The 24925-nt window shown below is 70.8% G+C and carries 21 protein-coding genes, 1 tRNA gene and 1 riboswitch; of the genes, 6 read left to right on the top strand and 16 right to left on the bottom strand.

The window, feature by feature from the left end; genetic code table 11:
• Window positions 1–115: 115 nt before the first annotated feature.
• The 3 genes from ACH4RC_RS24045 (at window position 116) to ACH4RC_RS24055 (ending at window position 3753) form a co-directional block, all read left to right on the top strand.
• Entirely contained in the window at window positions 116–1156 is a 1041-nt protein-coding gene (locus tag ACH4RC_RS24045; RefSeq protein WP_398204335.1) for an SGNH/GDSL hydrolase family protein, read from the top strand.
• Between the two features lie 267 nt (window positions 1157–1423).
• On the top strand, window positions 1424–2644 hold the full coding sequence (locus ACH4RC_RS24050; protein WP_398204336.1) for an acetyl-CoA C-acetyltransferase: 1221 nt from the start codon (window positions 1424–1426) through the stop codon (window positions 2642–2644).
• 251 nt (window positions 2645–2895) lie between these two features.
• On the top strand, window positions 2896–3753 hold the full coding sequence (locus ACH4RC_RS24055; protein WP_398204338.1) for a hypothetical protein: 858 nt from the start codon (window positions 2896–2898) through the stop codon (window positions 3751–3753).
• A 70-nt stretch (window positions 3754–3823) separates the two neighbouring features.
• Here ACH4RC_RS24055 and ACH4RC_RS24060 read toward each other — a convergent pair whose 3' ends face one another.
• Entirely contained in the window at window positions 3824–4135 is a 312-nt protein-coding gene (locus ACH4RC_RS24060; protein WP_398204340.1) for a hypothetical protein, read from the bottom strand.
• 88 nt (window positions 4136–4223) lie between these two features.
• Here ACH4RC_RS24060 and ACH4RC_RS24065 point away from each other — a divergent pair, with 88 nt between their 5' ends.
• The gene (locus tag ACH4RC_RS24065) at window positions 4224–4454 is read left to right on the top strand and encodes a DUF4287 domain-containing protein (protein ID WP_361071810.1); all 231 of its coding nucleotides are present in this window, start codon (window positions 4224–4226) and stop codon (window positions 4452–4454) included.
• Between the two features lie 78 nt (window positions 4455–4532).
• Here ACH4RC_RS24065 and ACH4RC_RS24070 read toward each other — a convergent pair whose 3' ends face one another.
• From ACH4RC_RS24070 to ACH4RC_RS24085, 4 genes are all read right to left on the bottom strand, one after another.
• A complete protein-coding gene (locus ACH4RC_RS24070) occupies window positions 4533–5426 on the bottom strand; it encodes a Bax inhibitor-1/YccA family protein (protein WP_398204343.1) in 894 nt (297 codons plus the stop codon).
• Between the two features lie 183 nt (window positions 5427–5609).
• On the bottom strand, window positions 5610–6785 hold the full coding sequence (locus tag ACH4RC_RS24075) for a 4-hydroxybenzoate 3-monooxygenase (RefSeq protein WP_398204346.1): 1176 nt from the start codon (window positions 6783–6785) through the stop codon (window positions 5610–5612).
• A gap of 88 nt (window positions 6786–6873) precedes the next feature.
• Window positions 6874–7788 (bottom strand): hypothetical protein, encoded by a 915-nt coding sequence (locus tag ACH4RC_RS24080; RefSeq protein WP_398204349.1) that lies wholly within the window; start codon window positions 7786–7788, stop codon window positions 6874–6876.
• 650 nt (window positions 7789–8438) lie between these two features.
• Window positions 8439–8521: transfer RNA gene (locus ACH4RC_RS24085), tRNA-Leu, on the bottom strand.
• A gap of 376 nt (window positions 8522–8897) precedes the next feature.
• Here ACH4RC_RS24085 and ACH4RC_RS24090 point away from each other — a divergent pair.
• Window positions 8898–9668 (top strand): ABC transporter ATP-binding protein, encoded by a 771-nt coding sequence (locus ACH4RC_RS24090; protein WP_398204351.1) that lies wholly within the window; start codon window positions 8898–8900, stop codon window positions 9666–9668.
• Window positions 9669–9809: 141 nt separating this feature from the next.
• On the top strand, window positions 9810–12341 hold the full coding sequence (locus ACH4RC_RS24095; RefSeq protein WP_398204353.1) for an ABC transporter permease: 2532 nt from the start codon (window positions 9810–9812) through the stop codon (window positions 12339–12341).
• An 81-nt stretch (window positions 12342–12422) separates the two neighbouring features.
• Here ACH4RC_RS24095 and ACH4RC_RS24100 read toward each other — a convergent pair whose 3' ends face one another.
• The 11 genes from ACH4RC_RS24100 to ACH4RC_RS24150 form a co-directional block, all read right to left on the bottom strand.
• Window positions 12423–13730: a class I SAM-dependent methyltransferase gene (locus ACH4RC_RS24100; protein WP_398204355.1), complete on the bottom strand. Its 1308-nt coding sequence runs from the start codon at window positions 13728–13730 to the stop codon at window positions 12423–12425.
• Window positions 13731–13950: 220 nt separating this feature from the next.
• The gene (locus ACH4RC_RS24105; RefSeq protein WP_398204356.1) at window positions 13951–15360 is read right to left on the bottom strand and encodes an NAD(P)/FAD-dependent oxidoreductase; all 1410 of its coding nucleotides are present in this window, start codon (window positions 15358–15360) and stop codon (window positions 13951–13953) included.
• Window positions 15361–15830: 470 nt separating this feature from the next.
• Window positions 15831–16775 carry an exopolyphosphatase gene (locus ACH4RC_RS24110; RefSeq protein ID WP_398204358.1) on the bottom strand — a complete coding sequence of 315 codons (945 nt, stop codon included), beginning with the start codon at window positions 16773–16775 and terminating at the stop codon, window positions 15831–15833.
• Window positions 16772–17296, bottom strand: coding sequence for a DUF501 domain-containing protein (locus ACH4RC_RS24115; RefSeq protein WP_398204361.1), 525 nt, complete (start codon window positions 17294–17296; stop codon window positions 16772–16774). The genes ACH4RC_RS24110 and ACH4RC_RS24115 overlap by 4 nt, the downstream gene beginning before the upstream one ends.
• A gap of 39 nt (window positions 17297–17335) precedes the next feature.
• The gene (locus tag ACH4RC_RS24120) at window positions 17336–17830 is read right to left on the bottom strand and encodes a septum formation initiator family protein (protein ID WP_398204363.1); all 495 of its coding nucleotides are present in this window, start codon (window positions 17828–17830) and stop codon (window positions 17336–17338) included.
• Between the two features lie 133 nt (window positions 17831–17963).
• Entirely contained in the window at window positions 17964–19244 is a 1281-nt protein-coding gene (eno, locus tag ACH4RC_RS24125; protein ID WP_398204366.1) for a phosphopyruvate hydratase, read from the bottom strand.
• A 272-nt stretch (window positions 19245–19516) separates the two neighbouring features.
• On the bottom strand, window positions 19517–20230 hold the full coding sequence (locus ACH4RC_RS24130) for a transglycosylase family protein (RefSeq protein WP_398204368.1): 714 nt from the start codon (window positions 20228–20230) through the stop codon (window positions 19517–19519).
• A 4-nt stretch (window positions 20231–20234) separates the two neighbouring features.
• A riboswitch (cyclic di-AMP (ydaO/yuaA leader) is annotated at window positions 20235–20427 on the bottom strand.
• 136 nt (window positions 20428–20563) lie between these two features.
• Window positions 20564–21625 (bottom strand): transglycosylase family protein, encoded by a 1062-nt coding sequence (locus tag ACH4RC_RS24135; protein ID WP_398204369.1) that lies wholly within the window; start codon window positions 21623–21625, stop codon window positions 20564–20566.
• A 160-nt stretch (window positions 21626–21785) separates the two neighbouring features.
• Window positions 21786–23033, bottom strand: coding sequence for a cytochrome P450 (locus ACH4RC_RS24140; protein ID WP_398204675.1), 1248 nt, complete (start codon window positions 23031–23033; stop codon window positions 21786–21788).
• 73 nt (window positions 23034–23106) lie between these two features.
• A complete protein-coding gene (locus tag ACH4RC_RS24145) occupies window positions 23107–24117 on the bottom strand; it encodes a nucleoside triphosphate pyrophosphohydrolase (protein WP_398204371.1) in 1011 nt (336 codons plus the stop codon).
• A gap of 58 nt (window positions 24118–24175) precedes the next feature.
• Window positions 24176–24859 (bottom strand): SurA N-terminal domain-containing protein, encoded by a 684-nt coding sequence (locus ACH4RC_RS24150; protein ID WP_398204372.1) that lies wholly within the window; start codon window positions 24857–24859, stop codon window positions 24176–24178.
• Window positions 24860–24925: the final 66 nt, after the last annotated feature.

Here is a 24925-nt window from a genome sequence, read left to right on the forward strand (position 1 = left end):
GTTGTGTTCAGCGTATGCCGGACATCGGCCCTTCATCCCCGGTTGCGATTGACCGACCGTGCTTACGGGGCAAGGACTCTGAGAGCCGTAAAAGCGAAAGAGGTGGCCGCGGAACATGTCGAGCAGGGCAAGGGTGGCACGGCGGATCGCCGCGGGTGCGGCGTACGGCGGCGGCGGGATCGGACTGCTGGGCGCGGCGGCGGTCGGGGTGGTGGTGGCGGAGGTGCAGTTCGCGCGGCGCCAGGTGGGCAATCACGGTTCCTCGCCGGTCCATCTCCCCTCGGCCGACGGTATCTACGGCAGAACGTACGGGGACTCGGGCTCGGAGCCGCTGCGCTTCGCCATGCTGGGTGACTCCACGGCGGCGGGCCAGGGTGTGCACCGGGCCCGGCAGACCCCCGGCGCGCTGCTCGCGTCGGGCCTCGCGGCGGTCTCGGAGCGGGCGGTGCAGCTCCGCAACGTCGCGCTGCCCGGCGCCATGTCCGACGACCTCGACCGGCAGGTGGTCCTGGTCCTCGCCGACCCGGAGTGGCGTCCTGACGTCTGCGTCATCATGATCGGCGCCAACGACGTCACGCACCGCATCCCCGCCACCAAGTCCGTGCGCCACCTCTCGGCGGCGGTACGGCGCCTGCGCACGGCCGGCGCCGAGGTCGTGGTCGGCACCTGTCCCGACCTGGGCTCGGTCGAGCCGGTGCAGCAGCCGCTGCGCTGGCTGGCCCGCCGCGCCTCGCGCCAGCTCGCCGCGGCCCAGACGATCGGCGTGGTGGAACAGGGCGGCCGCACGGTCTCCCTGGGCGACCTCCTCGGCCCGGAGTTCTCCGCGAACCCGCGCGAACTCTTCGGCCCCGACAACTACCACCCCTCCGCCGAGGGCTACCAGACGGCCGCCATGGCCGTCCTGCCCACCCTCTGCGCGGCCCTGGGCGCCTGGCCCGACGAGGAACGCCCCGACGTCTCCCGCGCGGAGGGCTTCCTCCCGGTGGCCCGCGCCGCGGCGAAGGCGGTCGAGGAGGGCGGCACGGAGGTCACGGCCGCGATGCCGACGGGCCCGCGCGGCCCCTGGGCCCTCCTCAAGCGCCGCAGGCGCCACCGAGTCGAGACCCAGGACCCGATGCCAACCGATACCCGCATCTCAAGCCCCTCCGGCGACTGAGTTCCCTATCAAGCCCCTCCGGCGACTGAGCTCCCTATCAAGCCCCTCCGGCGATTGAGGAGCGGGGTCCGGGGCGGAGCCCCGAAACCCGGGCCCCGGCCGCCGACCCATCAGGCCGGAACAAGGACCCGGCCGAACCGGCGGAGCCCTGAGCAAGCGCTTAGAAAAATGCGGCAGGGGTCACACACCCACACCCGTGACCCCCGCCATACGTACGGGTAACTTCCCAAGCGGTCCTGCCTTTCGCCAGAAACCCCTGGAGCCGTGATGCCCGAAGCCGTAATCGTCTCAGCCGCCCGCTCCCCCATCGGCCGCGCGTTCAAGGGCTCCCTGAAGGACCTGCGCGCCGACGACCTGACCGCGACGATCATCCAGACCGCGCTCGCCAAGGTCCCGGAGCTGGACCCGCGCGACATCGACGACCTGATGCTCGGCTGCGGCCTCCCCGGCGGCGAGCAGGGCAACAACCTGGGCCGCATCGTGGCCGTGCAGATGGGCATGGACCACCTCCCGGGCTGCACGGTCACCCGGTACTGCTCCAGCTCCCTGCAGACGACGCGCATGGCGCTGCACGCCATCAAGGCGGGCGAGGGCGACGTCTTCATCTCGGCGGGCGTCGAGATGGTGTCGCGCTTCGCGAAGGGCAACTCGGACTCCCTGCCCGACACCCGTAACCCGTTCTTCGCCGAGGCCGAGGCCCGTACCGCCGCGGTCGCCGAGCAGGAGGGCACGAGCTGGCACGACCCGCGCGAGGACGGTCTGGTGCCGGACGCCTACATCGCGATGGGTCAGACGGCCGAGAACCTGGCCCGCCTGAAGGGCGTCACCCGCGAGGACATGGACGCCTTCGGCGTGCGCTCGCAGAACCGCGCCGAGGAAGCGATCAAGAACGGCTTCTGGGAGCGGGAGATCACCCCGGTCACCACTCCGGACGGCACGGTCGTGAGCAAGGACGACGGCCCGCGCGCCGGCGTGACGACGGAGGGCGTGGCGGGCCTCAAGCCGGTCTTCCGCCCCGACGGCATGGTCACGGCGGGCAACTGCTGCCCGCTGAACGACGGCGCCGCCGCCCTCGTGATCATGTCCGACACGAAGGCGCGGGAGCTGGGCCTGACCCCGCTGGCCCGCGTCGTCTCCACCGGCGTCTCCGGTCTCTCCCCCGAGATCATGGGCCTGGGCCCGGTCGAGGCGAGCAAGCAGGCGCTGAAGCGGGCCGGTCTCGGCGTCGGCGACATCGACCTGTTCGAGATCAACGAGGCGTTCGCCGCGCAGGTCATCCCCTCCGCCCGCGACCTCGGCATCGACGAGGACAAGCTGAACGTGAACGGCGGCGCCATCGCCGTCGGCCACCCCTTCGGCATGACCGGCGCCCGCATCACCGGCACGCTGATCAACAGCCTCCAGTTCCACGACAAGCAGTTCGGCCTGGAGACGATGTGCGTCGGCGGCGGCCAGGGCATGGCCATGGTCGTCGAGCGCCTCAGCTGATCCCGGAGCCGGCCAGCACCCCGCTGTCCTGAATCCGGCTATGCAATCGTGATCCAATCTCCCCCAGGATGTGACGTACATCTCGGGGGAGAGGGATTTCGCAGGTCAGGGCGGTACCCGGACCATATGTGGGCTAAACGCCTGGCCAAAAGACCTGTCCATTTCGTGACGTAATGCACTGACAGCGGGTTCGTCCAGGCTTCAAGCTGATGTAGGAAGTCGGGGGTCGACTTGAAACCGGGAGTACGTCAGTGAGCGCCATCCCTCTTGCACTGCTGCTCGCCACGGCCGCTGCCACGGCCGTCGGCGCCGCCACCCTGCACAACGTCCGGGGTCTGCGACGACAGATCACGGACCTGCGCGAAGAGGTGTCACGTGCCCGTGCCACCGGCGCGCACCCGGGCGTGCCCGCCGCACGCACCGCCTCGGACCTGAACGCCGACATGGACGCCATACGGGTCGCCGTCGCCGACGCCCTCGCCGAGGAGCGGGAGCGCGAGCTGGCGGAGGCGCGGGCGTTCTGGGCCGCGCAGGAGGCCCGGGACACCTCGGACCTGCCCCCGTTCCTGGCGGGCGGCGGTCTCGGCGGGGGCGCGTCCCTGGACGAGGTGCTCGGCGGCGACTTCTTCATGCCGCGCCAGTCCGACTTCGCGGGTCTGGAGCCGGTCGTCGAGCCCGTGGTCGAGTCGGTCGTCGAGTCGGCCCTCGAGCCCGAGGACGAGTTCGCGGGTGAATCGCCCGAGCTGGCCGCCGCCCGGCGCCGCCACCCCTCGCACCCCGGCTTCGTCCCCGTCCAGTCACCGGTCGTCAGCGACCACGAGCGCACGGTGGCGTGCCTGGAGGAGCTGGCGCACACCCGCACCGCCCTGTCCGACGTCCGTCCGGGGCCGCTCGGCACCCTCGACGTCTACGTCTTCGCCGACGGGACGACACTGTGCATGACCCCGGGCCACCGCGAGACGGCGGAACAGCTCGCCGCGGCCCTGCGCGACGGCGACAGCCCGGTCCTGCTCGGCGGCTCCGGCGTCTCCGGCGCGTACGCCCTGACCTTCGAGTGCGCGGGCGACAACGTCTACATCCTGGCGGACCGCGTCATAGCGTCGGCCTGACCCCGGCCGGGGCCGAAGGATCGGATCCCGGCCAGGACCGAAGGGCCGGATCCTGCCGAGACCGAGGAGGTCAGACCCCGGCCCGCTTCATGGCGGCCTCGACGAGGTCGACGGCGTCCGCCAGTCCGCCCTCCTCCCGGAGGGCGACCGCCAGGTCCCGCGCGGCGACCGTCACCTGGTCCGCCGCCGCGAACATCCCGGCGTCGGGCATCTCCCGCACCGGCGCCCCCGGTTCCTCCAACCGCTGCGCCCGCGCGGACAACTCTCTGGCCAGGGCCAAAGCCTCCGCGGCGGCCCCCCGTTGCAGCCGGCTCTGCGGCGCGGCCCGCAGCCGGTCCGCGAACTGGTCCACCGCGGCGGTCAATGACGTCGTATCAAGCACTCGGCGACTGTAGCTGTTTACAAGCGTGCGGCGCTCAGGCACGGTGGCGGGAAAGGACAGGCAACATCGAAGCGTTCCGGAGGCGCCGATGTCCCAAGTCTTCTACGCGGAGACCCACCGCAATCTGCTGGCTCGCATCCCCCACTGCACCGGTCGTGAGATCTCCGACTGGCTGCGCACCGTCGAAGAGGGCCCCTGCTTTCTTCGCTTCGAAGAGAAAGTGAGCTGGCTCCGCGGAGAGCACGACCTCGCGTACGGCCACGCCAAAGCGATCATCCACGAGTACGACCTCAGGCGCGCCGCTCGACGGTTCGGCTGACCACCCGACTCCCCCACACACAAACGGCGAGGGCCCGCGCACCGGAGTGCGCGGGCCCTCGACTCATGAGGCGACCGGTCAGTCGTTGCCCTGCAGGATCGCGATGATCCGCAGGAACTCCATGTAGATCCAGACCAGCGTCATGGTCAGACCGAAGGCGGCGAGCCACGCCTCTTCCTTCGGGGCGCCGTACGCGATGCCGTCCTCGACCTGCTTGAAGTCCAGAGCCAGGAAGCACGCGCCGAGCAGGATGCCGACGACGCCGAACACAACGCCGAGGCCGCCGCTGCGGAAGCCGAGGCCGTCACCGCCGCCGAAGACGGCGAACAGCAGGTTCACCGCCATGAGCAGGATGAAGGCCATCGCGGCGGCCATCACGAAGCCGTAGAAGCGCCGGTTGACCCGGATCCAGCCCGCCTTGTAGGCGATGAGGACGGCGGCGAAGACGGCCATCGTGCCGAGCACGGCCTGCATGGCCGCACCGCTCGCGATGCGGTTGTCGACGACGCTCGACACGACGCCGAGGAAGACACCCTCGAGCGCCGCGTAGCCGATGATCAGCGCCGGGGACGCCGAGCGCTTGAACGCCTGGACGAAGCCGAGCACCATCGCCACGAGGCCGGCGCCGATCGCGATGCCGTACGACTTCGCGATGTTGGCGTCGTCGACCGGCAGCAGCGCCCAGGCGAGCGCCGCGGTGACGATCAGGACACCGAGGGTGGTGGCCGTGCGCATGATGACGTCGTCCATCGTCATGCGGCCGGTGGTGGCGGGCGCCTGCGGGGCGCCGTACTGCACGTCCTGCTGCGCGTAGGGGTTCTGCGCGTACGGGTTGCCGGCGGGTGCCTGGCCGTACGGGTTGGCCTGCGTACCGACCGCGGGGCCCCCGGCCTGCGGCTGCGCGTTGAACTGCGCGTAGCCGTTGTCGCGGCTGAATCCCCGTCGCGAGAAGACCGGGTTGCTGCTCCTCATTTCACTCCTCCATGGCCACCGTGTATGGCCTTGCCACAAGAGTAATAGGCTGGCAAAGATCTGGCCCTAGTGCTCAGGGAGGATCTTTCCCGACCTGTTACCGCACAACGTGCGGGGTACTCCTGTTGTTCCGCGCACAGGCGGCACATTGCCCGCTCAGAGCGTTCAGAGTGTTCAGAGCGTTCAGAGCGGGAATCCGGTGTACGCCTCCGCGAGATCGGTCTCCGCGGCGCGCGACGTGGTGACGCGGTCGAGCCGGGCGAGCTGGATCCGGTCGTCGAACGCGGTCGCGTCGGGCGCGCGGTGCAGCATCGTCGTCATCGCGTACGAGAACCGCTCGGCCTGCCAGACGCGGCGCAGGCAGGTGGCGGAGTACGCGTCGAGCAGGGTGGGGTCGCCCTCGGCCAGGTGGGCGGTGAGGGCGCGGGCGAAGGTGACGACGTCGCCGACGGCGAGGTTGAGGCCCTTGGCGCCGGTCGGCGGGACGATGTGGGCCGCGTCGCCCGCGAGGAAGAGCCGGCCGTGCCGCATGGGCTCGTGCACGTAGCTGCGCATGGGCGTGACGGATGTGGCGGTGATGGGTCCGCGGGCGAGGCGCCAGTCCGGGTCGTCGACCTCCAGACGCCGGTCGAGCTCGTCCCAGATCTCCTCGTGCGTGAAGGCGTCGGCGTCCGTGCCCTCGGGGACTTGCAGGTACGCGCGCGTGACCGTCGGGGAGCGCATGGAGAGCAGGGCGAAACCGCGGTCGCTGCGTGCGTAGACCAGTTCGTCGTGGGAGGGCGCGACGTCGGCGAGGATGCCGAGCCAGCCGAAGGGGTACGTGCGCTCGTACGTCGCCGAGAGCGCTTCCGGCACCGCCGCGCGGGCCACGCCCCAGAACCCGTCGCACCCCACGACGTAGTCGCACTCCAGAACCTGCTCGCTGCCCTCGTGGCGGTAGCGGACGCGCGGGGTGTCGCTCTCGGCGCCCTCGACCGCGAGCGCCTCCGCCTCGAAGAGGAGCGGGCCGCCGTCGGCGAGCCGGGCGGCGATCAGGTCCTTGCAGACCTCGGTCTGCGCGTACACCATCACCGACCGGCCGCCGGTCAGGCCGGGGAAGTCGACGCGGTGGCGGCGGCGGTCGAAGCGCAGCTCGATGCCGTCGTGCGGCAGGCCCTCGCGGTCCATGCGCGCGCCGACGCCCGCGGCGCGCAGTACGTCGACGGTGCCCTGCTCCAGGATCCCGGCGCGCTGGCGGCGCTCCACGTAGGCCCGGTCGCGGCTCTCCAGGACGACGGAGTCGATCCCGGCGTTGTGCAGCAGCCTGGCGAGCAGCAGGCCCGCGGGGCCCGCTCCGATGATCCCGACGGTGGTGCGCATACGGTCCCTCTCCACTGCCAGCGTTCGCCTGGCGAACTTTCGTTCACGTGCGGTTCAGCGGGATCATCTGCCGTCGGCTCCGCCGGTGTCAATGGGTCAGGACGCCCGGCCTGATCTCGATCCGGACGCTGTCGTCGTCCTCGATGACGTAGATCGGGCCGGTCCGGCGCTCCCAGCCCAGGGGCAGCAGGTAGTACCTGTGGTCCCGTTCGACGAGCAGCCGCAGGCCCTCGTAGCGGTACCGGTAGTGGGCCGCCTTGCCGAGGTCCTGGCCGCGCGGGCCCGGGGGCGCGATGGAGAGCCGGTCGGCGCTCAGGACGACGACGGAAGGGCGGCGCACGATCAGCCGCGCGTCGGCCTCCGCGTCCTGGCGGCCGAGGGCACCGGCGACCAGGGCGACCGCCCAGATGAGGAACAGCCCCGCCATGAGCAGCGACACCGCGCGCTCCCAGCCGGCCCGCGCCCCCGCCGCCTGCGCCTGCCCGAGCAGCAGCCCGCCCGCGACGAGCAGCGGCGCCACCCAGCCGTACGGCTGGACCCACCGCCACAGCGACAGCAGTACGGCGCCGGCCGCGACCGGCACGAGATGCGCGCGGGCCGCCGCGCGCCCCGCGCCCCGCACCCGCTCGACATGGTGCGCGGGCACCCGCAGCGCGGCGAGCAGCCGCGGCAGCGCGGGCGCGAGCAGCAACAAGGTGAGCACTTCCAGCACCGGCAACGTGGCAAGCCGCAAGCTCCGCATGACCAACTCGAAGGTGTCGAACCCGACAGCGAACGTATCGAGCCGGAAGTACCCGAAGTAGGCGTTGGTGTAGATGTACCCGGCGTACAACATGAGCCCGCCGACGAACGAGGCGGCCCCGACGAGGGAGTTGACCAGGTCGAGCCGGATCCCGCGGGCGGGTGCCGGGTCGGCGGGCGGGGGCCGCGGCGCCGCGGGTCCGGGTCCCGGCGCCGGAACCCTTGGCGGGTAGGAGGGCGGCGGCGGTACGGAGCCGGTCATCGGGCCCCCCGCCCGCTCACCGGCGCCGATGCCAGGCCGCCGGCCCTTGCCTCACCCCTCCCCGGACCCACCGGTCTCCCCCGGCGTGGGCCCTGCGCCCTCCGGTGTCGTGGGATGCGTGGTCTCCGGGGAAGGGGGCGGCGGCTCGGAACAGGAGGCGCCCGGCGTCGCCGCGCTGGGGTCCACACAGCCGGAGGGGCCGGTGGGGGAGCCGGCCGGGGGTGGGCTCCCGCTCACTCCGGGGCCCGTGCCGGGGTCCGGGCCGGTGTCCGTGGGAGGCGGGGCGACCGACGGGACACCAGGATCGCCGCCGCCACCGTCGCCGTCACTTCCGCCCCCGGTGATCTCACCGTCGACGCTGCCGCCGCCCGCGGGCTGCGCGAGCGACGAGCCGACGGTTCCCCCGCCCCCTGGGCCGTCGCCGCCTCCCGAGCCGCTCCCGGCGCACCCGCCCGCGCCGAGCACCGCTGTCGCCGCCGCCCCCACCACCGCGTGTTGGAACAGCACCCTTCCGCGCATGAGCCACTCCCCCGTGTCCGCGCCGGTTCCCGTTCGTGTCAGGGCAGCAGGTTGCCACCGGTGGGCCGGGGCGTGCGTGTACCGGCGGCAAGACCCTCAAAAGTGAGGGGAAGGGGAAAGGAAGTCGGAGGTGCCCGGAACCGGACTTGAACCGGTACGCCCACGAAGGGCAGCGAGGTTTAAGCTCGCCGTGTCTGCATTCCACCATCCGGGCAGGCTGTGGGGCTCCGCGTAGACCGTCCGAGCCTATCCGGCGGCCTCCCCCGGCCAGCGGGCCGATGGCCCGATGTTGTCTTATTTTATTGGCGTCTGAGGGTGCATCAGCACAAGACAGTGGCCATACGCACTTGCCGGGGGCCCTTCCACGGTTGACGGCCCGTCGCCGGGGATTGACGGAATTTCACCGCCCGCCGGGGAGCCGCGCAAGTGCGCCCCTCTCAGGGATCCGTGTCATCCCCAGGTATGACACCGCCCCGCACGGTCCGACCGAAGTCGCCCCCAGGAACGGGATCAGCGGCTGACTACACGCGCTCCGGCGGCCGGGACGATGGAAACGTCCCCAGCAGTCGTCCCGACAGGAGCGCCCTCCCGTGACCACCACCCCCCTCGCCGGCCGGACCACCACGGCGGCCGCCCGCGCCACGGATCTCTCCAAGGTCTACGGACAGGGCGAGACCCAGGTGGTCGCCCTCGACCGGGTCTCCATCGACTTCCGGCAGGCCGAGTTCACCGCGATCATGGGCCCGTCGGGCTCGGGCAAGTCGACGCTGATGCACTGCGTCGCGGGCCTGGACACCTTCTCCTCCGGCTCGGTCCGCATCGGCGACACCGAGCTGGGCTCGCTCAAGGACAAGCAGCTCACGAAGTTGCGCAGGGACAAGATCGGGTTCATCTTCCAGGCGTTCAACCTGCTGCCGACGCTGACCGCCCTGGAGAACATCACGCTCCCCATGGACATCGCGGGCCGCAAGCCCGACAAGCAGTGGCTGGAGAACGTGATCCACATGGTGGGCCTGTCCGACCGCCTCCGTCACCGCCCGTCCCAGCTCTCCGGCGGCCAGCAGCAGCGCGTGGCGGTCGCCCGTGCCCTGGCCTCCCGGCCGGAGATCGTCTTCGGCGACGAGCCCACCGGCAACCTGGACTCCCGCTCCGGCGCGGAGGTCCTCGGCTTCCTGCGCAACTCCGTACGCGAACTGGGCCAGACCGTCGTCATGGTCACCCACGACCCGGTGGCGGCGGCGTACGCGGACCGCGTCGTGTTCCTGGCCGACGGCCGCATCGTCGACGACATGTACGAGCCGACGGCGGACCGGGTCCTGGACCGCATGAAGCGCTTCGACGCCAAGGGCCGCACCAGCTGACCCAGGCGCGCGTCAGCGGCCCGAGGGGGCGCGGGGAACCGCGCGCCCAGCCATGACGCACGCGCGTCCGCCCACGAAACAGCAGCCCCTGCGGCGAACAGGCCGAGGGCGCCCCGCCAACCCCTGGACTGGCAGAAACCCATGTTCCGTACCGCCCTGCGCAACGTCTTCGCGCACAAGGCCCGCCTCCTCATGACGGTCCTCGCCGTCATGCTCGGCGTCGCCTTCGTCTCCGGCACCCTCGTCTTCACCAACACCATCTCCTCCGCCCTGGAGAAGTCCTCGTCCAAGGGCTTCGACCAGGTCGACGTGGCCGTCACGCCGGGCTGGAAGGACGGCACCGACGACAAGGTCGGTGAGGACATCGAGCTGACCGACGCCACGCTCGAGAAGGCGCGGAGCGTGCCCGGCGCCGCCTCCGCGACCGGCGTGCTCAGCGGGTACGCCGCCGTCGCCGACCAGGACGGCAAGCTGGTCGGCAACGGCTTCTCCACCAAGGGCGGCAACTACTGGGGCGACAAGGACAGCCGCTACCCCCTCAAGGAGGGCACGGCCCCGCACGGCAAGGACCAGGTCGCGCTCGACGCCGAGACGGCGAAGCGCGCCGGGTACAGGGTCGGTGACCAGGTCCGGATGTCCGTCGACGGGCCGGTCCTCACCCCGACCCTGACGGGCGTCTTCACCACCGACGACGGCAACGTCACGGCGGGCGGCTCCCTCGCCCTCTTCGACACGGCGACCGCGCAGCGGCTCTTCCACAAGCAGGGCACGTACGACGAGATCGACGTGCGGGCCGCCCCGGGCACCACCCAGGACCAGCTGCGGGCGGGGCTCGACAAGGCGCTCGGCACGAAGAACGTGGAGACGGAGACGGGTCAGCACCTCGCCGACGAGCAGGCCGAGATGATCTCCTCGTCGATGAGCTCCATGAAGCAGCTGCTCCTCGGCTTCGCCGGTGTCTCGCTCTTCGTCGGCATCTTCATCATCGCCAACACCTTCACGATGCTGGTCGCCCAGCGCACCAAGGAGCTGGCCCTGATGCGCGCGGTCGGTGCCTCGCGCCGCCAGGTCACGCGCTCCGTGCTGATCGAGGCGTTCGTGGTGGGCGCCGTCGCCGCCGTCACCGGTCTGGCGGTCGGCGTCGGGATCGGCGCGGGCATGCGCTCCCTGATGAACGGCACGGGCGCGATCATCCCGGACGGCCCGCTCGTGATCTCCATGGGCACGGTCGTCTCCGCGCTGGTCGTCGGCGTCCTGATCACGATGCTGGCCGCCTGGCTGCCGGGCCGCCGCGCCGCGAGGATCCCGCCGGTCGCCGCGATGAACGCGGTGCACGCCGCCCCGACCGCCAAGTCGCTGATCCTGCGCAACACCCTCGGCTCGCTCGTCTCGGCCGCGGGCACCGCCGCCGTGCTCGCCGCGACCACCATGAAGGGCGACGCGGGCCAGGCCCCGATGGCGCTCGGCGCCGCGCTCCTCGTCATCGGCGTCTTCATCCTGACCCCGCTGCTCTCCCGCCCCTTGATCGCCGCCGCCTCCCCGCTGCTTCGCGTCTTCGGCATCTCCGGCAAGCTGGCCCGCCTCAACTCGGTCCGCAACCCGCGCCGCACCGCTGCCACCGCCTCGGCGCTGATGATCGGCCTGACGCTGATCACGGGCCTCACGGTCATCGCGGGCAGCGTGCAGTCGGCGATCAACAAGATGGCCGCCGACGCCATCAAGGCCGACTACGTCGTCTCCATGGCGAACGGGAACTCGCTCTCCTCCGACGTCCGCGAGAGCCTCGACAAGACCGCCGGGACCACCGCCACCAGCGGCCTGTCCAACTCGCCCGCCGTGATCGGCGGCTCCGGCGAGGACCTGACCGGTGTCAACGGGAAGACGATCGGGCAGCTCGTCGAACTGCCCGTGAAGGACGGCGAGTTCACCGTCGGCGGCACGCGCGTCGTCGTCGACGACGCGACAGCCGAGGACCACCACTGGAGCGCCGGTTCGGCCTTCACCGTCACCTATGAGGACGGCAAGAAGCAGCGGCTCACCGTCGCGGGCGTCTACGAGGCCAACGACATGATCCGCGGCATCATGGTCGACTCCCCGACCCTCACCCCGCACATGACCGACGGCGTCTCGGACATGCAGGTCATGGTGAAGACCTCCGGCGGCGCCTCCGACGCCACGAAGGACAAGCTCACCAAGGCGCTCGGCGAGAACCCGGCCATCAAGATCCAGGACCGGCAGGACATCTCCAACGAGGTGGCCCAGATGTTCACGCTGATGCTGAACATGCTCTACGGCCTGCTCGCCATGGCGGTCGTCGTCGCCGTCCTCGGCGTCATCAACACCCTGGCGATGTCGGTCTTCGAGCGTCAGCAGGAGATCGGGATGCTCCGCGCGATCGGCATCGACCGCAAGGGCATCAAGCGCATGGTCCGCCTGGAGTCCCTGGTCATCTCGCTCTTCGGCGGCGTGCTCGGCATCGGCCTCGGCGTGTTCTTCGGCTGGGCCGCGGGCGAGCTGATCGGCAAGACCATGTCGACGTACACCCTGATCCTGCCCTGGGGCCGGATGGGCGTCTTCCTCGCGCTCGCCGCGGTCGTCGGCATCCTGGCCGCCCTGTGGCCGGCCCGCCGCGCCGCCCGCCTGAACATGCTTTCGGCGATCAAGGCCGAGTAGCGGCGGCGAAGGGGTTACGTGGCTGGGGGCGCCCGGTGGTCATCACCGGGCGCCCCCAGCCACGTACGGCTCACTGAGACGCTAGTTCCACGTACGGGCCCGCAGCGGCATCCCCGACGCCCCGCTCTGCGGGGTCTTCACGGCGAGGATCTGGTTGACGCCGATGCGGTTGCGCTCGAAGCTCAGGGCGGAGGCGGCCATGTAGAGGCGCCAGACGCGGGCCCGGCCGGGGCTGACCAGCTTCATGGCCTCGGTCCAGCGGGCCTCCAGGTTGCGCACCCACTGGCGCAGGGTGAGCGCGTAGTGCTCGCGGATCGCCTCCAGGTCGCGGACCTCGAACCCGGCGCGCTCCAGGAGCCCGGCGGTCGTGCCGACCGGGGCCAGCTCACCGTCGGGGAAGACGTAGGCGTCGATGAACTCGTCGACCTCGTACGCCGACTCGTCCTCCTGGGGGCGCCGGCCGATCTGGTGGTTGAGCAGCCGCCCGCCGGGCTTGAGCAGGGCGTACAGGTCGCTCGCGTACTCCAGGTAGCGGGCCGAGCCGACGTGCTCGGCCATGCCGATGGAGGAGATCGCGTCGTAGGGGCCGTCGCGCACGTCGCGGTAGTCCTGGACGCGGATCTCCACGCGGTCGGTGAGTCCCTCGTCGGCGACGCGCTTCCTGGCGTACGCGGCCTGCTCCTGGGAGAGCGTGACACCGACGACGCTCACCCCGTGCTCGCGGGCGGCGTGGATGGCCATGGAGCCCCAGCCGCAGCCCACGTCGAGCAGGCGCATGCCGGGCCGCAGGCCGAGCTTGCGGGCGACGAGGGAGAGCTTGTCGCGCTGGGCGGATTCGAGCGTGGCGCCGGGCGACTCCCAGTAGGCGCACGAGTAGACCATCGAGGGGCCGAGGACCAGCTCGTAGAAGTCGTTGCCGACGTCGTAGTGGTGGCTGATGGCCTGTCTGTCGCTGCCCTTGGTGTGCAGATGGAGGCGGCTTCTGCGGCGCATTTCCTCGGCGGGCGGGGCGGGTGGCGGGAAGGGGCCTGCCAGCTTGGCCAGGTCCGCCGCGGCGGCGCGCACCTCGGGGTCTCTGAGGGCCTGGACGAGTGATCTGTGCTCGCCGTCCGCGTCCGGCTCCCGCTCCCAGATGAGTCCGGCCATGACGTCGAGCGCCTCGTAGAGGTCGCCCTCGACGTCGAGTTCACCGGCGACCCACGCGCGCGCGAGCCCCAGTTCGCCCGGCTTCCACAGCAGCCTGCGCAGGGCGCGCCGGCTGCGTACGACGAGTACGGGGGCCTCAGGGGGACCGGCCTCCGAGCCGTCCCAGGCGCGCAGGCGCACCGGGAGTTCGGTGCCGAGCAGTCGCTCGGCGATGTTCTTCAGCCGCTGTGCGGCGTCCTGCATGGCGCACACCTCCGTGACAGGGGGTTCCCGGAACGGTCCAACACCACGTAAACACCGAGCGGCACATTCCGCAGTCCCGCTATCGCGTCACGGATGGGCAAAATATGTGTACGTGCCACGCATGTGGTCGGAGGGACGCCGAAGGGGCCACTCGCACCACGGATGGCGAGCGGCCCCTTCGGGGTTGCGCGGTCCTACGGAACCACCGACTGCGCCCGGGTCAGGAGGCCTTGGCCTTCTCCCCGGCCTTGTCGCTGTTCTCGGGCGACTTCTCGGCGGCCGGCTTGGGCGCCGGAGCCGGCTTGGCGGCCTCGTAGAACTCCTCGCGCGGAGTCTCCAGGGCGCCGAGCGCGGTGATGTCGCGCTTCTGGAACATGTTGATCGTCCACTCGGCGATCACACGGATCTTGCGGTTGTACGTCGGCATGGCCATGCCGTGGTAGCCACGGTGCATGTACCAGGCGAGACGGCCCTTGAGCTTGATCTTCATCTTGCCCATGACGATCATCGCCACGCCCTTGTGGAGGCCGAGACCGGCCACCGCACCCTTGTTGGCGTGCTTGTACTCGCCCTGCGGGAAGCCCCGCATGCCCGAGACCACGTTGTCACCGAGGACCTTGGCCTGGCGCATGGCGTGCTGCGCGTTCGGCGGGCACCAGGCGTTCGGGTTGCCGTTCTTGCGGCCGACGAGGTCCGGGACCTGGGCGTTGTCGCCCGCGGCCCAGATGTAGTCGGTGCCCTGGACCTGCAGCGTCGCGCCGGTGTCCACGTGGCCGCGCGGGCCGAGCGGGAGACCGAAGCGGGCGAGCGCCGGGTTCGGCTTGACGCCGGCGGTCCAGACGACCGTGTTGGAGTCGGCCTCCAGGCCGTTGCTCAGCACCACGTGACCGTCCACGCAGGAGGGCATCGTCGTGGAGAGGTAGACCTCGATACCGCGGGACTCCAGGTGCTTGCGGCCGTAGACGCCGAGCTCCGGACCGACCTCGGGCAGCACCTTGTCGGCGGCGTCGACCAGGATGAAGCGCATGTCCTCGCGCTTCACGTTCTTGTAGAACTTGGCGGCGTCGCGCGCCAGGTCCTCGACCTCACCGATCGTCTCGGCACCCGCGAAGCCACCGCCGACGAAGACGAAGGTGAGCGCCTTGCGGCGGATCTCCTCGTCCGTCGTGGACTCGGCCTTGTCGAGCTGCTCAAGTACGTGGTTGCGCAGGCCGATGGCCTCCTCGACACCCTTCATACCGATGCCCACCTCGGCGAGGCCGGGGGTCGGGAAGGTGCGGGAGACCGCGCCGAGCGCGATCACCAGGTAGTCGAAGGGCACCTCGTACGCCTCGCCGACGAGCGGGGCGACCGTGGCGACCTTGCGGTCCTGGTCGATGGTGGTGACGCGGCCGGTGAGAATCTCGGCTCCCGGCACAGCGCGTCGCAGCGGGACGACGACGTTGCGCGGCGAGATGCTGCCTGCGGCGGTCTCGGGGAGGAAGGGCTGGTACGTCATGTACGAGCGCGGGTCGACGACCGTGACGGTCGCTTCCGCGTAACGCATCTTCTTCAGGATGCGTCGCGCCGCGTACAGGCCTACGTACCCACCCCCGACAATGAGGATCCTGGGACGCTCCGTGGTGCTCATGCCATCGAGTATCCACCCGTGTGGAGGGGGGTGCTCGTGCGCCCCTTCACAAGAACGGACGGTGCCTCTGCTACACTTCGCCGCCCACGTGACCCATGTCATGGTCGGCGAGGGGAACCACGGTGTACCGCCACTCGTTGCTCACCCCTCTTGAGCAGCCACAGTGAGCCTTCCGACGCACTGGACCACTCCCGGAGTTCACCCTCCCGCAACACGCGGGACACACCACGGGCAGGCCCCGCCACCCCACCTGGACGCCGCCGAACGGGCCTGTGGGCCACAAAGCGCGCCCAACAGGGCCGAATTCCTTGTGAAGAACTTCACGAACTTTGTCGCCGGGGCACGCGAAGAGCGTGTCGCGACCCCCTTCAACCATGCTCAGACGGGGCGCGACACGCTCAGGCGAGATCATTCGAAGGCCCTGCGGTCAGATTGCGGTCAGATTGCGGCAGGCCGCGGTCAGACCGCGGTCAGGCGAGCGACCAGGCGATTCCGTCCAGAATGTCGTGTTCGCTCACGACCACCTCACGGGCGCCGGTCCGCTCCATGACCAGCCGCAGCACGAGCGCCCCCGAGGCGATCACGTCGACGCGACCGGGGTGGATCACCGGGTTCAGGGCGCGCTGGTCGTGCGTGGACGTCAGCAGCCACTCCGTCAGCTCGGCGACCTTCTCGTAGGAGACGCGCGAGTGGTGGATCGCGGCCGAGTCGTACTCCTTGAGGCCGAGCGCGAGCGCCGCCACCGTCGTCACCGAACCGGCCAGGCCGACGAGCGTGCGGGCCTCGGCCAGCGGGACCAGCCCCGCCACCCGGTCCAGCGCCGCCACGATGTCCTCGCGGACCGCCTCGACCTGCGCGGCGGTCGGCGGGTCGGTGACCGTGCCGTCCTGCGCGACCAGGTGCCGCTCCGTCATCCGTACGCAGCCGATGTCGACCGAGTGCGCGGCGCGCACCTCCTCGTCACCGACCACGAACTCGGTCGAGCCGCCGCCGATGTCCACCACCAGGAACGGCGTGTCCAGGTCGGCCCGGCCCGTCAGCTCCTTCGTCGCACCCGTGAAGGAGAACGCCGCCTCCTGCTCACCGGTGATCACCTCGGGCTCGACGCCCAGGATGTCCAGGACGCCCCGGACGAAGTCGTCCCGGTTCGAGGCGTCGCGCGAGGCCGACGTGGCCACGAAGCGGACGTGCTCGGCGCCGTGCTCCTTGATCACTTCGGCGTACTCACGGCACGCCGCGAAGGTGCGCTCCAGCGCCTCGGGGGCCAGGCGCCCCGTCTTGTCGACGCCCTGGCCTAGCCGGACGATCGTCATCCGCCGGTCCAGGTCGACGAGTTCACCCGTCCCCGGATCCGCGTCCGCGACGAGCAGCCGGATCGAGTTCGTACCGCAGTCGATGGCGGCGACACGGGTCACTCGGCCACCTCCGGGGAGACGCACGGGCCCTTCTTCCACCACTCGGGCAGCATCTCGATCGCCTCGTCGCCCAGCGGGTTCACCCCGGGGCCCGCCGCCAGCGAGTGCGCCACGAGCACGTGCAGGCACTTCACACGGTCCGGCATGCCGCCCGCGCTCGGGAAGTTCTCCAGGACCTCGATGGCGTCACGACGGGCGATGTAGTCCTCGTGCGCCGCCCGGTACTGGCGCGCCAGCTCGGGGTCGGTCGCGAGCCGCTCCGTCATCTCCTTCATCACGCCGTTGGCCTCGAGGGTGCCGATGGCCGAGGCCGCGCGCGGGCACGTCAGGTAGTACGTCGTCGGGAACGGCGTGCCGTCCTCCAGACGCGGGGCCGTCTCGACGACGTCCGGGTTGCCGCAGGGGCAGCGGTGCGCGATGGCCCGCAGGCCGCGCGGCGGGCGGCCCAGCTGCTCCTGGAACGCGTGGATGTCGGCGTCCGTGGGCGCGGTGGGCTCGGTCTGGGGCGGGGGCGTTTCCATGCCTGTCTTTCACTTCGGTGTGGGGCGGGGTAACGGTGATCAGTTCGCGCGGTCGGCCTTGTCGACGCCGTCCCAGACGTTCGAGTACCAGGGGCGGTCGGCCGCGCCCTGCTCGTCCCGGCCGTCCTCGGTGGCGCGGGGATCGGGCACCACGTACCCGGTCTCCCCCGGCGCCACCATGTGCAGGCGCTCCCGGATCCGCTGCTCGGCGTAGGCGTCGTCCTGCCAGCGCGCCTTCTCGTCGCGCAGCCGCTCGACCCGGTCCTTCGCCTCCTGCTGCTGGCGTTGCAGGTCCGCGATCTCGCCGCGCTGGGACACGTACTGCCTCATCGGGTAGGCGAGCGCGACCACGAGCGTGCAGACGACGAGGGCGAGCAGCGCGGCCCGGCCGGTGAGGCGGGAGCGGCGGGCCTGGCGCTTGTTCTGCGAGCGGTAGACGCGCTCGGCCGTCTGCTCGCCGAGCACGCGCAGGCGGGTGGCGGTGGAGAAGCGGGCCGAGTCGCCCTGGCCCCTGCTCCTTACCTTTCCCGGCATTCGCCTGTCGCCTCCCCGATCCGAGCGCCGTCCGGCCGCCCACGTGCGTACGTCCCCGCACACGGTACGGGACCGAGTGCGGGGACGTACGGAACTACGGCGCCGGGGCGGTCAGCCCCTGCAACGCGGGAGCTCAGCCCTTGAAGCGCGGGAAGGCCGAGCGGCCGGCGTAGACCGCCGCGTCGTCCAGGATCTCCTCGATGCGCAGGAGCTGGTTGTACTTGGCGACGCGCTCGGAGCGGGCCGGGGCGCCGGTCTTGATCTGGCCGCAGTTGGTGGCGACGGCGAGGTCGGCGATGGTGACGTCCTCGGTCTCGCCGGAGCGGTGGGACATCATGCACTTGAAGCCGTTGCGCTGGGCCAGCTCGACGGCGTCCAGGGTCTCGGTCAGCGAGCCGATCTGGTTGACCTTGACGAGCAGGGCGTTGGCCGAGTTCTCCTCGATGCCGCGGGCCAGGCGCTCCGGGTTGGTGACGAACAGGTCGTCGCCGACGAGCTGCACCTTGTCGCCGAGCTTCTCGGTGATGGTGTTCCAGCCGGCCCAGTCGTCCTCGAACAGCGGGTCCTCGATGGAGACGAGCGGGTACGCGTCGACGAGCTCGGCGTAGTACTCGGTCATCTCGGCGGCCGAGCGCTGCTTGCCCTCGAACTCGTACACGCCGTCCTTGTAGAACTCGGAGGCGGCGACGTCGAGCGCGAGCGCGACCTGCTGGCCGGGGATGTAGCCGGCCTCCTTGATCGCTTCGAGGATGAGGTCGAGCGCGGCGCGGTTCGACTCCAGGTTCGGGGCGAAGCCGCCCTCGTCGCCGAGGCCGGTGGACAGGCCCTTGGTCTTCAGCACCTTCTTGAGGGTGTGGTAGACCTCGGTGCCCCAGCGCAGCGCCTCGGAGAAGGACTCCGCGCCGATCGGGGCGATCATGAACTCCTGGATGTCCACGTTGGAGTCGGCGTGCGACCCACCGTTCAGGATGTTCATCATCGGGACGGGCAGCAGGTGCGCGTTCGGACCACCGAGGTAGCGGAACAGCGGCAGGTCGCTGGCCTCGGACGCGGCGTGCGCGACGGCGAGGGAGACGCCGAGGATGGCGTTGGCGCCGAGCGAGCCCTTGTTGTCGGTGGCGTCCAGGTCGAACATCGCCTGGTCGATCAGGCGCTGCTCGGTGGCGTCGTAGCCGACGAGCTCCGGGCCGATCTGCTCGATGACGGCGAGGACGGCCTTCTCGACGCCCTTGCCCTGGTAACGGTTGGGGTCACCGTCACGGAGTTCGATGGCCTCGAAGGCACCGGTGGAGGCGCCCGACGGGACGGCAGCACGACCCGTGCTGCCGTCGTCGAGGCCGACCTCGACCTCGACCGTGGGGTTGCCTCGGGAGTCCAGGATTTCCCGGGCTACGACGACGTCGATGGACGGCACGAGCATCTCCTTCTGGGATGTGACACAACAGCGCGGGCGGCTGGCCCGCACCCCTGAGCGTAACCGCCCCGGGGGCATCGGCCAGCCGACCGCCCGTGTTGTGGACAACGCCGATAGCGAAATGTTTCCTAACGGAACAAAGACGGCGACCCCCGTTCCGCACACGTGCGGCGGAACGGGGGTCGCCTGAGCGAGCGGCCCTGGACCCGGCGTCCGCCGATGCCGGGTCGTCTAACTCCGGGGCTCCGGGGGCTCCGGGAGCTCCAGGGGTCCTACTTGAGGTGCAGCTGCTGGCCCGGGTAGATCAGGTCGGCGTCGGCGACGATGTCCTTGTTGAGCTTGAACACCTTCTGCCAGTTGGTGCCGTGCGCCTCGGCGATCTTGCTGAGCGTGTCGCCGGTGACGACCTTGTACTCGCCGTCGCCCTTCTCGACCTTCTTGCCGGTCGGGGTGGTGACGGTGTCCTTCTTGGTCTCCTGCTGCGGCTGAGCCTGCTGCTGCGGCTGCTCACGCTGCTGCGAGCGGGTCGTCGTGGAGGAGTCCGAGCGCTCCTGCTGCTGCGGCTGGGACTGCTGCGAGGACTGCGACTCGACCGGGGCGGAGTTGCCGGTGGAGGCGCCGGACAGGCCCACGCCGCAGCTCGGCCAGGCACCCTTGCCCTGCGAGGCGAGAACCTTCTCGGCGACCGATATCTGCTGCGCCTTGGAGGCCTGGTCGGCGGAGGACGCATAGGCGGTGCCGCCGTACGCGGCCCACGTCGAGGACGAGAACTGCAGGCCGCCGTAGTAGCCGTTGCCGGTGTTGATCGACCAGTTGCCGCCGGACTCGCAGGAGGCGACCTGGTCCCACTCGGAGGTGGAGGCGGCGGAGGCGCCCGTGGCACCCATCAGCGGAACGGCGACGGCGGCACCGGCGACACCCGCGAGGGTGGCGACACGGACAGCCTTGGACGGGCGACGGTGCTTGCCCTTGCTGGAAAGCAGCATGAAGGAATCCCCTCACCGACGCCTACGAGGTGAGCTGTCGGGTTCGGACCAGTGAGTGTCCGGCCGCGCAACCTTGTGCGCGGCTTAACCCCAAGCCGGCGGACCGGCGCTTACCTTGGGTCCCCCGCTCCTGCCTACGGCGCTGACGCGTCGACTGTTCCCGTACGGACGTTGGCAGGATTCGGCGTGACGTCCGTCGGGGCCCGCTGTGGCGAGCGGTGACGACGTTAAGCAGTCGATCCGCCCGATTTCAAAGACGATCAGGGTGTTTGAGACTCATGTCTCACTCTCGCAAAAGTGGACATACGCGCCTCAACCCTCCCTATTTTTCAGTTACTTTTCATCCGTTTCGAGGCCAAGATCCAGACTCTGACCAGGAAGGATGAGATCCGGGTCGGTACCGACCGTCTTCTTGTTGAGGTCGTAGAGGGCATTCCACCCGCCGTCGACGTTCTGCGCGGCCGCGATGTCCGTCAGATTGTCGCCGGAGCGGACCGTGTACGCGCTCTCGGCGCGGACCTCCTCGCGGGAGGCGTGACGGCCTTCACCCTGCCGGGAGACGGCGGTGTCGTCGGCGGCGCGGTCGCCCCGGTGGCGGCCGGCGGAGGACGCGTCCGGGCCGGCGTCGGAAGTGGCGTCCGTCTGCCCCGACTTGCCCGACTCGCCCTCTTCGGCGGTGCCGCTCGGCTCGTCGCTCGCCGTGTTACCGGGGGTATCGCCGGTGGCTCCGGCCGACGGGGCGTCAGATGCGGGCGCGTCGGCGTCCCCGGAGGAGCCGGAGCCGGATGTGCCGCCGTCCGCGCCCGACCCGCGCGCCTCGGACGCGCCACTCGCGCCCGGGTCCTGGTGACTCTTCTCTCCATCGGAGGCCGAAGAATCCGCCGAGTCCGCTGAATCCGACGAGTCCGCCGAGTCCGAGGCGCCGGAGGAACCCGCGGAACCGACCGCGTCCGGCGACTGGGCGAGGCCGGACGGCCGCGGGGAGACGCTCACCCCCGGGTCCACCTCGGCCGCGTCGTCGCTCTGCGTCAGACCGGCCACGATCGAGCAGCTGGGCCACACGCTGGGCCCCTTCGCCTGGAGCGCCTTCTCGGCGACGGCTATCTGCTGCGAACGGCTGGCCTCGTCGGCGGTCGGGGCGTAGTCGAGGCCCCCGTACTGCTCCCACGTCTCCTGCGACAACTGCAGCCCGCCGTAGTAGCCGTTGCCCGCGTCGAGGCTCCACTGCCCACCGGACTCACACTCGGCGAGCTTGTCCCAGGTGGTGGTGGTTGCGGCGTTCGCGCCCGTCGCGGCGAGCAGCGGGATCGCGATGGCGCTGCCGGTGACACCGGCGGCGACGACCAGAGCAGGGGCCTGACGAGGGCGACGGTGACGACCGTTCCCGGTGAGCATGCGGTTGCCTTTCGCGAGACTGATGCAGCACGCGACAGGGTGGCGGAAGTGGTGCCGGTTGTGCCTGTGTCGCGATGACTGGTGAACGTAGCGGGACTCGAACGCTTGTCACAAGTCGATGCAGCGCAGATCACGTGAAAGTCACGAAGTTGAAAATCTGTCAGCTTTCCGGGGTGTACGTCCGGCCGCGCTCGGGCGTGAACTCCACGGGCAGCGTGCGCAGTCCGCGCATGATGAGCCCGCCGCGCCAGCGGAGTTCGGCCGGCTCCTGGGCGAGCCGCAGGTCCGGAAGGCGCGTCAGAAGCGTGGCGAGGGCGGTCTGTCCCTCCAGCCGGGCGAGGGGCGCGCCGAGGCAGTAGTGGATGCCGTGGCCGTAGCCGAGATGCTGGTTGTCGCGGCGGGAGAGGTCGAGGGTGTCGGGCTCCGCGAACCGCGCCGGATCGCGGTCCGCGGCGGCGAGGACGACGAGGACCGGGTCGCCGGTGGCGATGGACTGGCCGCCGATGGTGAGGGGTTCGGTCGCGAACCGCCAGGTCGCCAGCTCGACGGGGCCGTCGAAGCGGAGTAGCTCCTCGACGGCGGTGGCGAGGAGAGCGGTGTCGTTCCCGGCCAGGCCGCGCTGCAGCCGCTCACGCTGCTCAGCGTGTGTGAGCAGGGCGAACGTCCCGTTGCCGATCAAGTTGACCGTGGTCTCGAAACCCGCGAACAGCAGAATGAAGGCCATGGCCGCGGCCTCGTTCTCGGTCAGGTGCTCGCCGTGGTCGGAGGCGCGGATCAGGCCGGAGATGAGGTCGTCGCCGGGCTCCTGGCGCTTGCGGTGGATGAGTTCGGCGAGGTAGCCGCGCATCTTCTTCACCGACCGGGCGACGCCGCCGCGCGGTCCGCCCCCGTGCCGGATCATCATGCCCGCCCAGTCCCGGAAGTCGTCCTGGTCCTCGCGCGGGACACCGAGCAGGTCACAGATGGCGTAGATGGGGAGCGGGAAGGCGAAGTCGTGGATCAGGTCGGCCTCGCCCTTCGCCGCGAACCGGTCGATGAGGTCGTCCGCCAGCTCCTGCACCCGGGGTGCGAATTCGGCCACCGTACGCGGGGTGAACGCCTTGGAGACGAGGCGACGCAGCCGGGTGTGGTCCGGAGGGTCGATGTTGAGCAGGTGCGTCATCAGATCGGCCTTGCGCTCACCCGGAATGCCCGTCTTGCCCTTGGCGTGCGAGGGCTCGTCGTGATGCTCCGGATTCTTGCTGAGCCGCTGGTCGGCAAGGGCCTGCCGGGCATCCGCGTACCGCGTGACCAGCCATGCCTCGACCCCGCTCGGCAAGGTGGTGCGATGCACGGGCGCGTGCTCGCGCAGCCAGGCGTAGGCGGGGTACGGGTCGCTCGCGAACTCCCAGGTGAAGAGTTCGGGCATGTCGGCGGGGGCGGGGCTTTCGGTCACCCTCCGACGGTATCCGGAGCGGGTGGCGGAGCCGTAGCGAAGGGGGCTAGTCCTCGTCGAGCCCCTCGTCGAGTCCCTCGGCCACGCGTACCGCCGCCCGGTACGCCCGTGCCGCCGCCCTCAGCGCTGTCTCCGGGTCGACGCCCTCCGCCTCCGCGCGCAGGGCCAGGGCGAGGAGTTCGTAGCCGATTCCTGTGCCGGTCGGCAGCGGGACGTCCAGGGACGCCGTGCGTACGCGGGAGCCGAGTTTCGCGGCGAGGGCGAGACCGGGCTGGCCCACCGGGACGCCGTCCGTGACCGAGGCGCGGCGCTTGGCCTCGCCCTTCTTGCGGAGCCAGATCTCCCTGACCTCTTCCGGCGTGGACGCGGTCTCGTCGCCGAAGACGTGCGGGTGGCGGTGGATGAGCTTGGTGACGATGCCGCCGGCGACGTCGTCCACGGAGAAGGGCTCCTCGGGGTCCTCCTCCGCGATACGTGCGTGGAAGACGACCTGGAGGAGGACGTCGCCGAGCTCCTCGCGCAGCTCCGTACGGTCGTCCGTCTCGATCGCCTCGACCAGCTCGTACGCCTCCTCGATCGCGTACTTCGCCAGCTCCTCGTGGGTGCGCAGGGACGACCAGGGGCATTCCCGGCGGATGCGGTCCATGACCTGGACGAGGTCGAGGAGGCGGGCGCCGGGGAGGTCGTAGGAGCCGGGGAGGAGTTCCAGGGACGGCATCCGCTCGCGGCCCGAGCCGGCGAGCGTGGCGAGGCCGTCCGTGAGGCGGCGGTCGCCCTCGGCCGTCGTGAGGACGACCGCCGTGCGGTCGCCGTCGGCGCAGAGGTCGACGAGGTCGCGGGCCGTCAGGGGCCCGGCCGCGAGCGTCACCTCGACGCCCGCCTCCTTCAGGTACGGCAGCTGCGGGTGCGCGGCGTCGGCGCACAGCACCGCGTCGGCACCCCGCAGCACCTCCCACGCCGGCCAGGACAGCAGCCCGGGGGCGACCCGGTGGCTCGTGGTGAGCAGGACGATGCGGCCCGCCGCGTCGTCGCCGGTCGCGCTGGTGGAGGCGTGCATCTCTCGATCGTTCACCATTCGAACGTAACCCAGGGGGCGAGGGTACGAAGACAGGCTCCTACGCCGTCTGCTGGGACGACGGGGGCTCCTGGCGCGTGACCTGCTTCAGCCATGGCGTCTTCGACTCGACGAGACGGCTGCGCGGGGACACCTCCCAGGCGCCGTAGCGCGGGTTCAGGTCGACGTTGAGCTCCTTGGACGCCTCGCCGATCGCCTTCCAGAACGTGCTCTGGCCCTCCTGCGTCTGCATGTCGGCGCCGAGCGCGGTCGCGAGCTTCTGCGCCTCGATCTCGGTGCGCAGGCTCTCGGTCAACCGTTTCGGCGGCACGTTGTACTGCGCCAGCCAGCCGGTCTCCAACTGTTCGGCGCCGCCCGCCCGTTGTTCCAGACCGGCCCGCATGTCCTGCATCTCCTTGCGGGTGACGGTGACGCCCGCGTCGGTGGCGGCGCGGTGCAGGACCCGGTCGAGGACCATGGTGTGCAGGGTGTTGCGGGTCAGGCCGCCGGATTTGGCGATGGCCTGTTCGTACTCGGCGCTGTCCTTCGTGGCGGCCTGCTGGGCGTCCCGTACCTCGTTGACCCGGGTCTCGAGCTGGGCGACCGTGATGCGCTGGCCGCCGACGACGGCCGCGGCGCCGGGGTGCGCCTCGCTCCCGCAGGCGGTCAGAAGGGGCGCGGCGGCGATGGCGGCGGCGGACAGGACGAGCGCGGTACGGCGACGGCTGCTGGTGCGGCGGTGCAAGGTGAGCCTCCCTGCGGCGAGTTTGTGCGTCGGTGCACAAAGTCCGTGATCGATGGTAGGAGGTGG

Origin of the sequence: Streptomyces sp. NPDC016845, assembly GCF_044332585.1 — a bacterium.
In the GTDB taxonomy this organism is placed as follows: Bacteria; Actinomycetota; Actinomycetes; order Streptomycetales; family Streptomycetaceae; genus Streptomyces.

What these genes read in the sequence shown, in the direction of transcription:
- ACH4RC_RS24045 (WP_398204335.1), top strand. Translation starts at nt 116, where the DNA reads ATGTCGAGCAGGGCAAGGGTGGCACGGCGGATCGCCGCGGGTGCGGCG.
- ACH4RC_RS24050 (WP_398204336.1), top strand. Translation starts at nt 1,424, where the DNA reads ATGCCCGAAGCCGTAATCGTCTCAGCCGCCCGCTCCCCCATCGGCCGC.
- ACH4RC_RS24065 (WP_361071810.1), top strand. Translation starts at nt 4,224, where the DNA reads ATGTCCCAAGTCTTCTACGCGGAGACCCACCGCAATCTGCTGGCTCGC.
- ACH4RC_RS24070 (WP_398204343.1), bottom strand. Translation starts at nt 5,426, where the DNA reads ATGAGGAGCAGCAACCCGGTCTTCTCGCGACGGGGATTCAGCCGCGAC.
- ACH4RC_RS24075 (WP_398204346.1), bottom strand. Translation starts at nt 6,785, where the DNA reads ATGCGCACCACCGTCGGGATCATCGGAGCGGGCCCCGCGGGCCTGCTG.
- ACH4RC_RS24080 (WP_398204349.1), bottom strand. Translation starts at nt 7,788, where the DNA reads ATGACCGGCTCCGTACCGCCGCCGCCCTCCTACCCGCCAAGGGTTCCG.
- ACH4RC_RS24095 (WP_398204353.1), top strand. Translation starts at nt 9,810, where the DNA reads ATGTTCCGTACCGCCCTGCGCAACGTCTTCGCGCACAAGGCCCGCCTC.
- ACH4RC_RS24100 (WP_398204355.1), bottom strand. Translation starts at nt 13,730, where the DNA reads ATGCAGGACGCCGCACAGCGGCTGAAGAACATCGCCGAGCGACTGCTC.
- ACH4RC_RS24105 (WP_398204356.1), bottom strand. Translation starts at nt 15,360, where the DNA reads ATGAGCACCACGGAGCGTCCCAGGATCCTCATTGTCGGGGGTGGGTAC.
- ACH4RC_RS24115 (WP_398204361.1), bottom strand. Translation starts at nt 17,296, where the DNA reads ATGGAAACGCCCCCGCCCCAGACCGAGCCCACCGCGCCCACGGACGCC.
- ACH4RC_RS24120 (WP_398204363.1), bottom strand. Translation starts at nt 17,830, where the DNA reads ATGCCGGGAAAGGTAAGGAGCAGGGGCCAGGGCGACTCGGCCCGCTTC.
- ACH4RC_RS24130 (WP_398204368.1), bottom strand. Translation starts at nt 20,230, where the DNA reads ATGCTGCTTTCCAGCAAGGGCAAGCACCGTCGCCCGTCCAAGGCTGTC.
- ACH4RC_RS24135 (WP_398204369.1), bottom strand. Translation starts at nt 21,625, where the DNA reads ATGCTCACCGGGAACGGTCGTCACCGTCGCCCTCGTCAGGCCCCTGCT.
- ACH4RC_RS24140 (WP_398204675.1), bottom strand. Translation starts at nt 23,033, where the DNA reads ATGCCCGAACTCTTCACCTGGGAGTTCGCGAGCGACCCGTACCCCGCC.
- ACH4RC_RS24145 (WP_398204371.1), bottom strand. Translation starts at nt 24,117, where the DNA reads ATGCACGCCTCCACCAGCGCGACCGGCGACGACGCGGCGGGCCGCATC.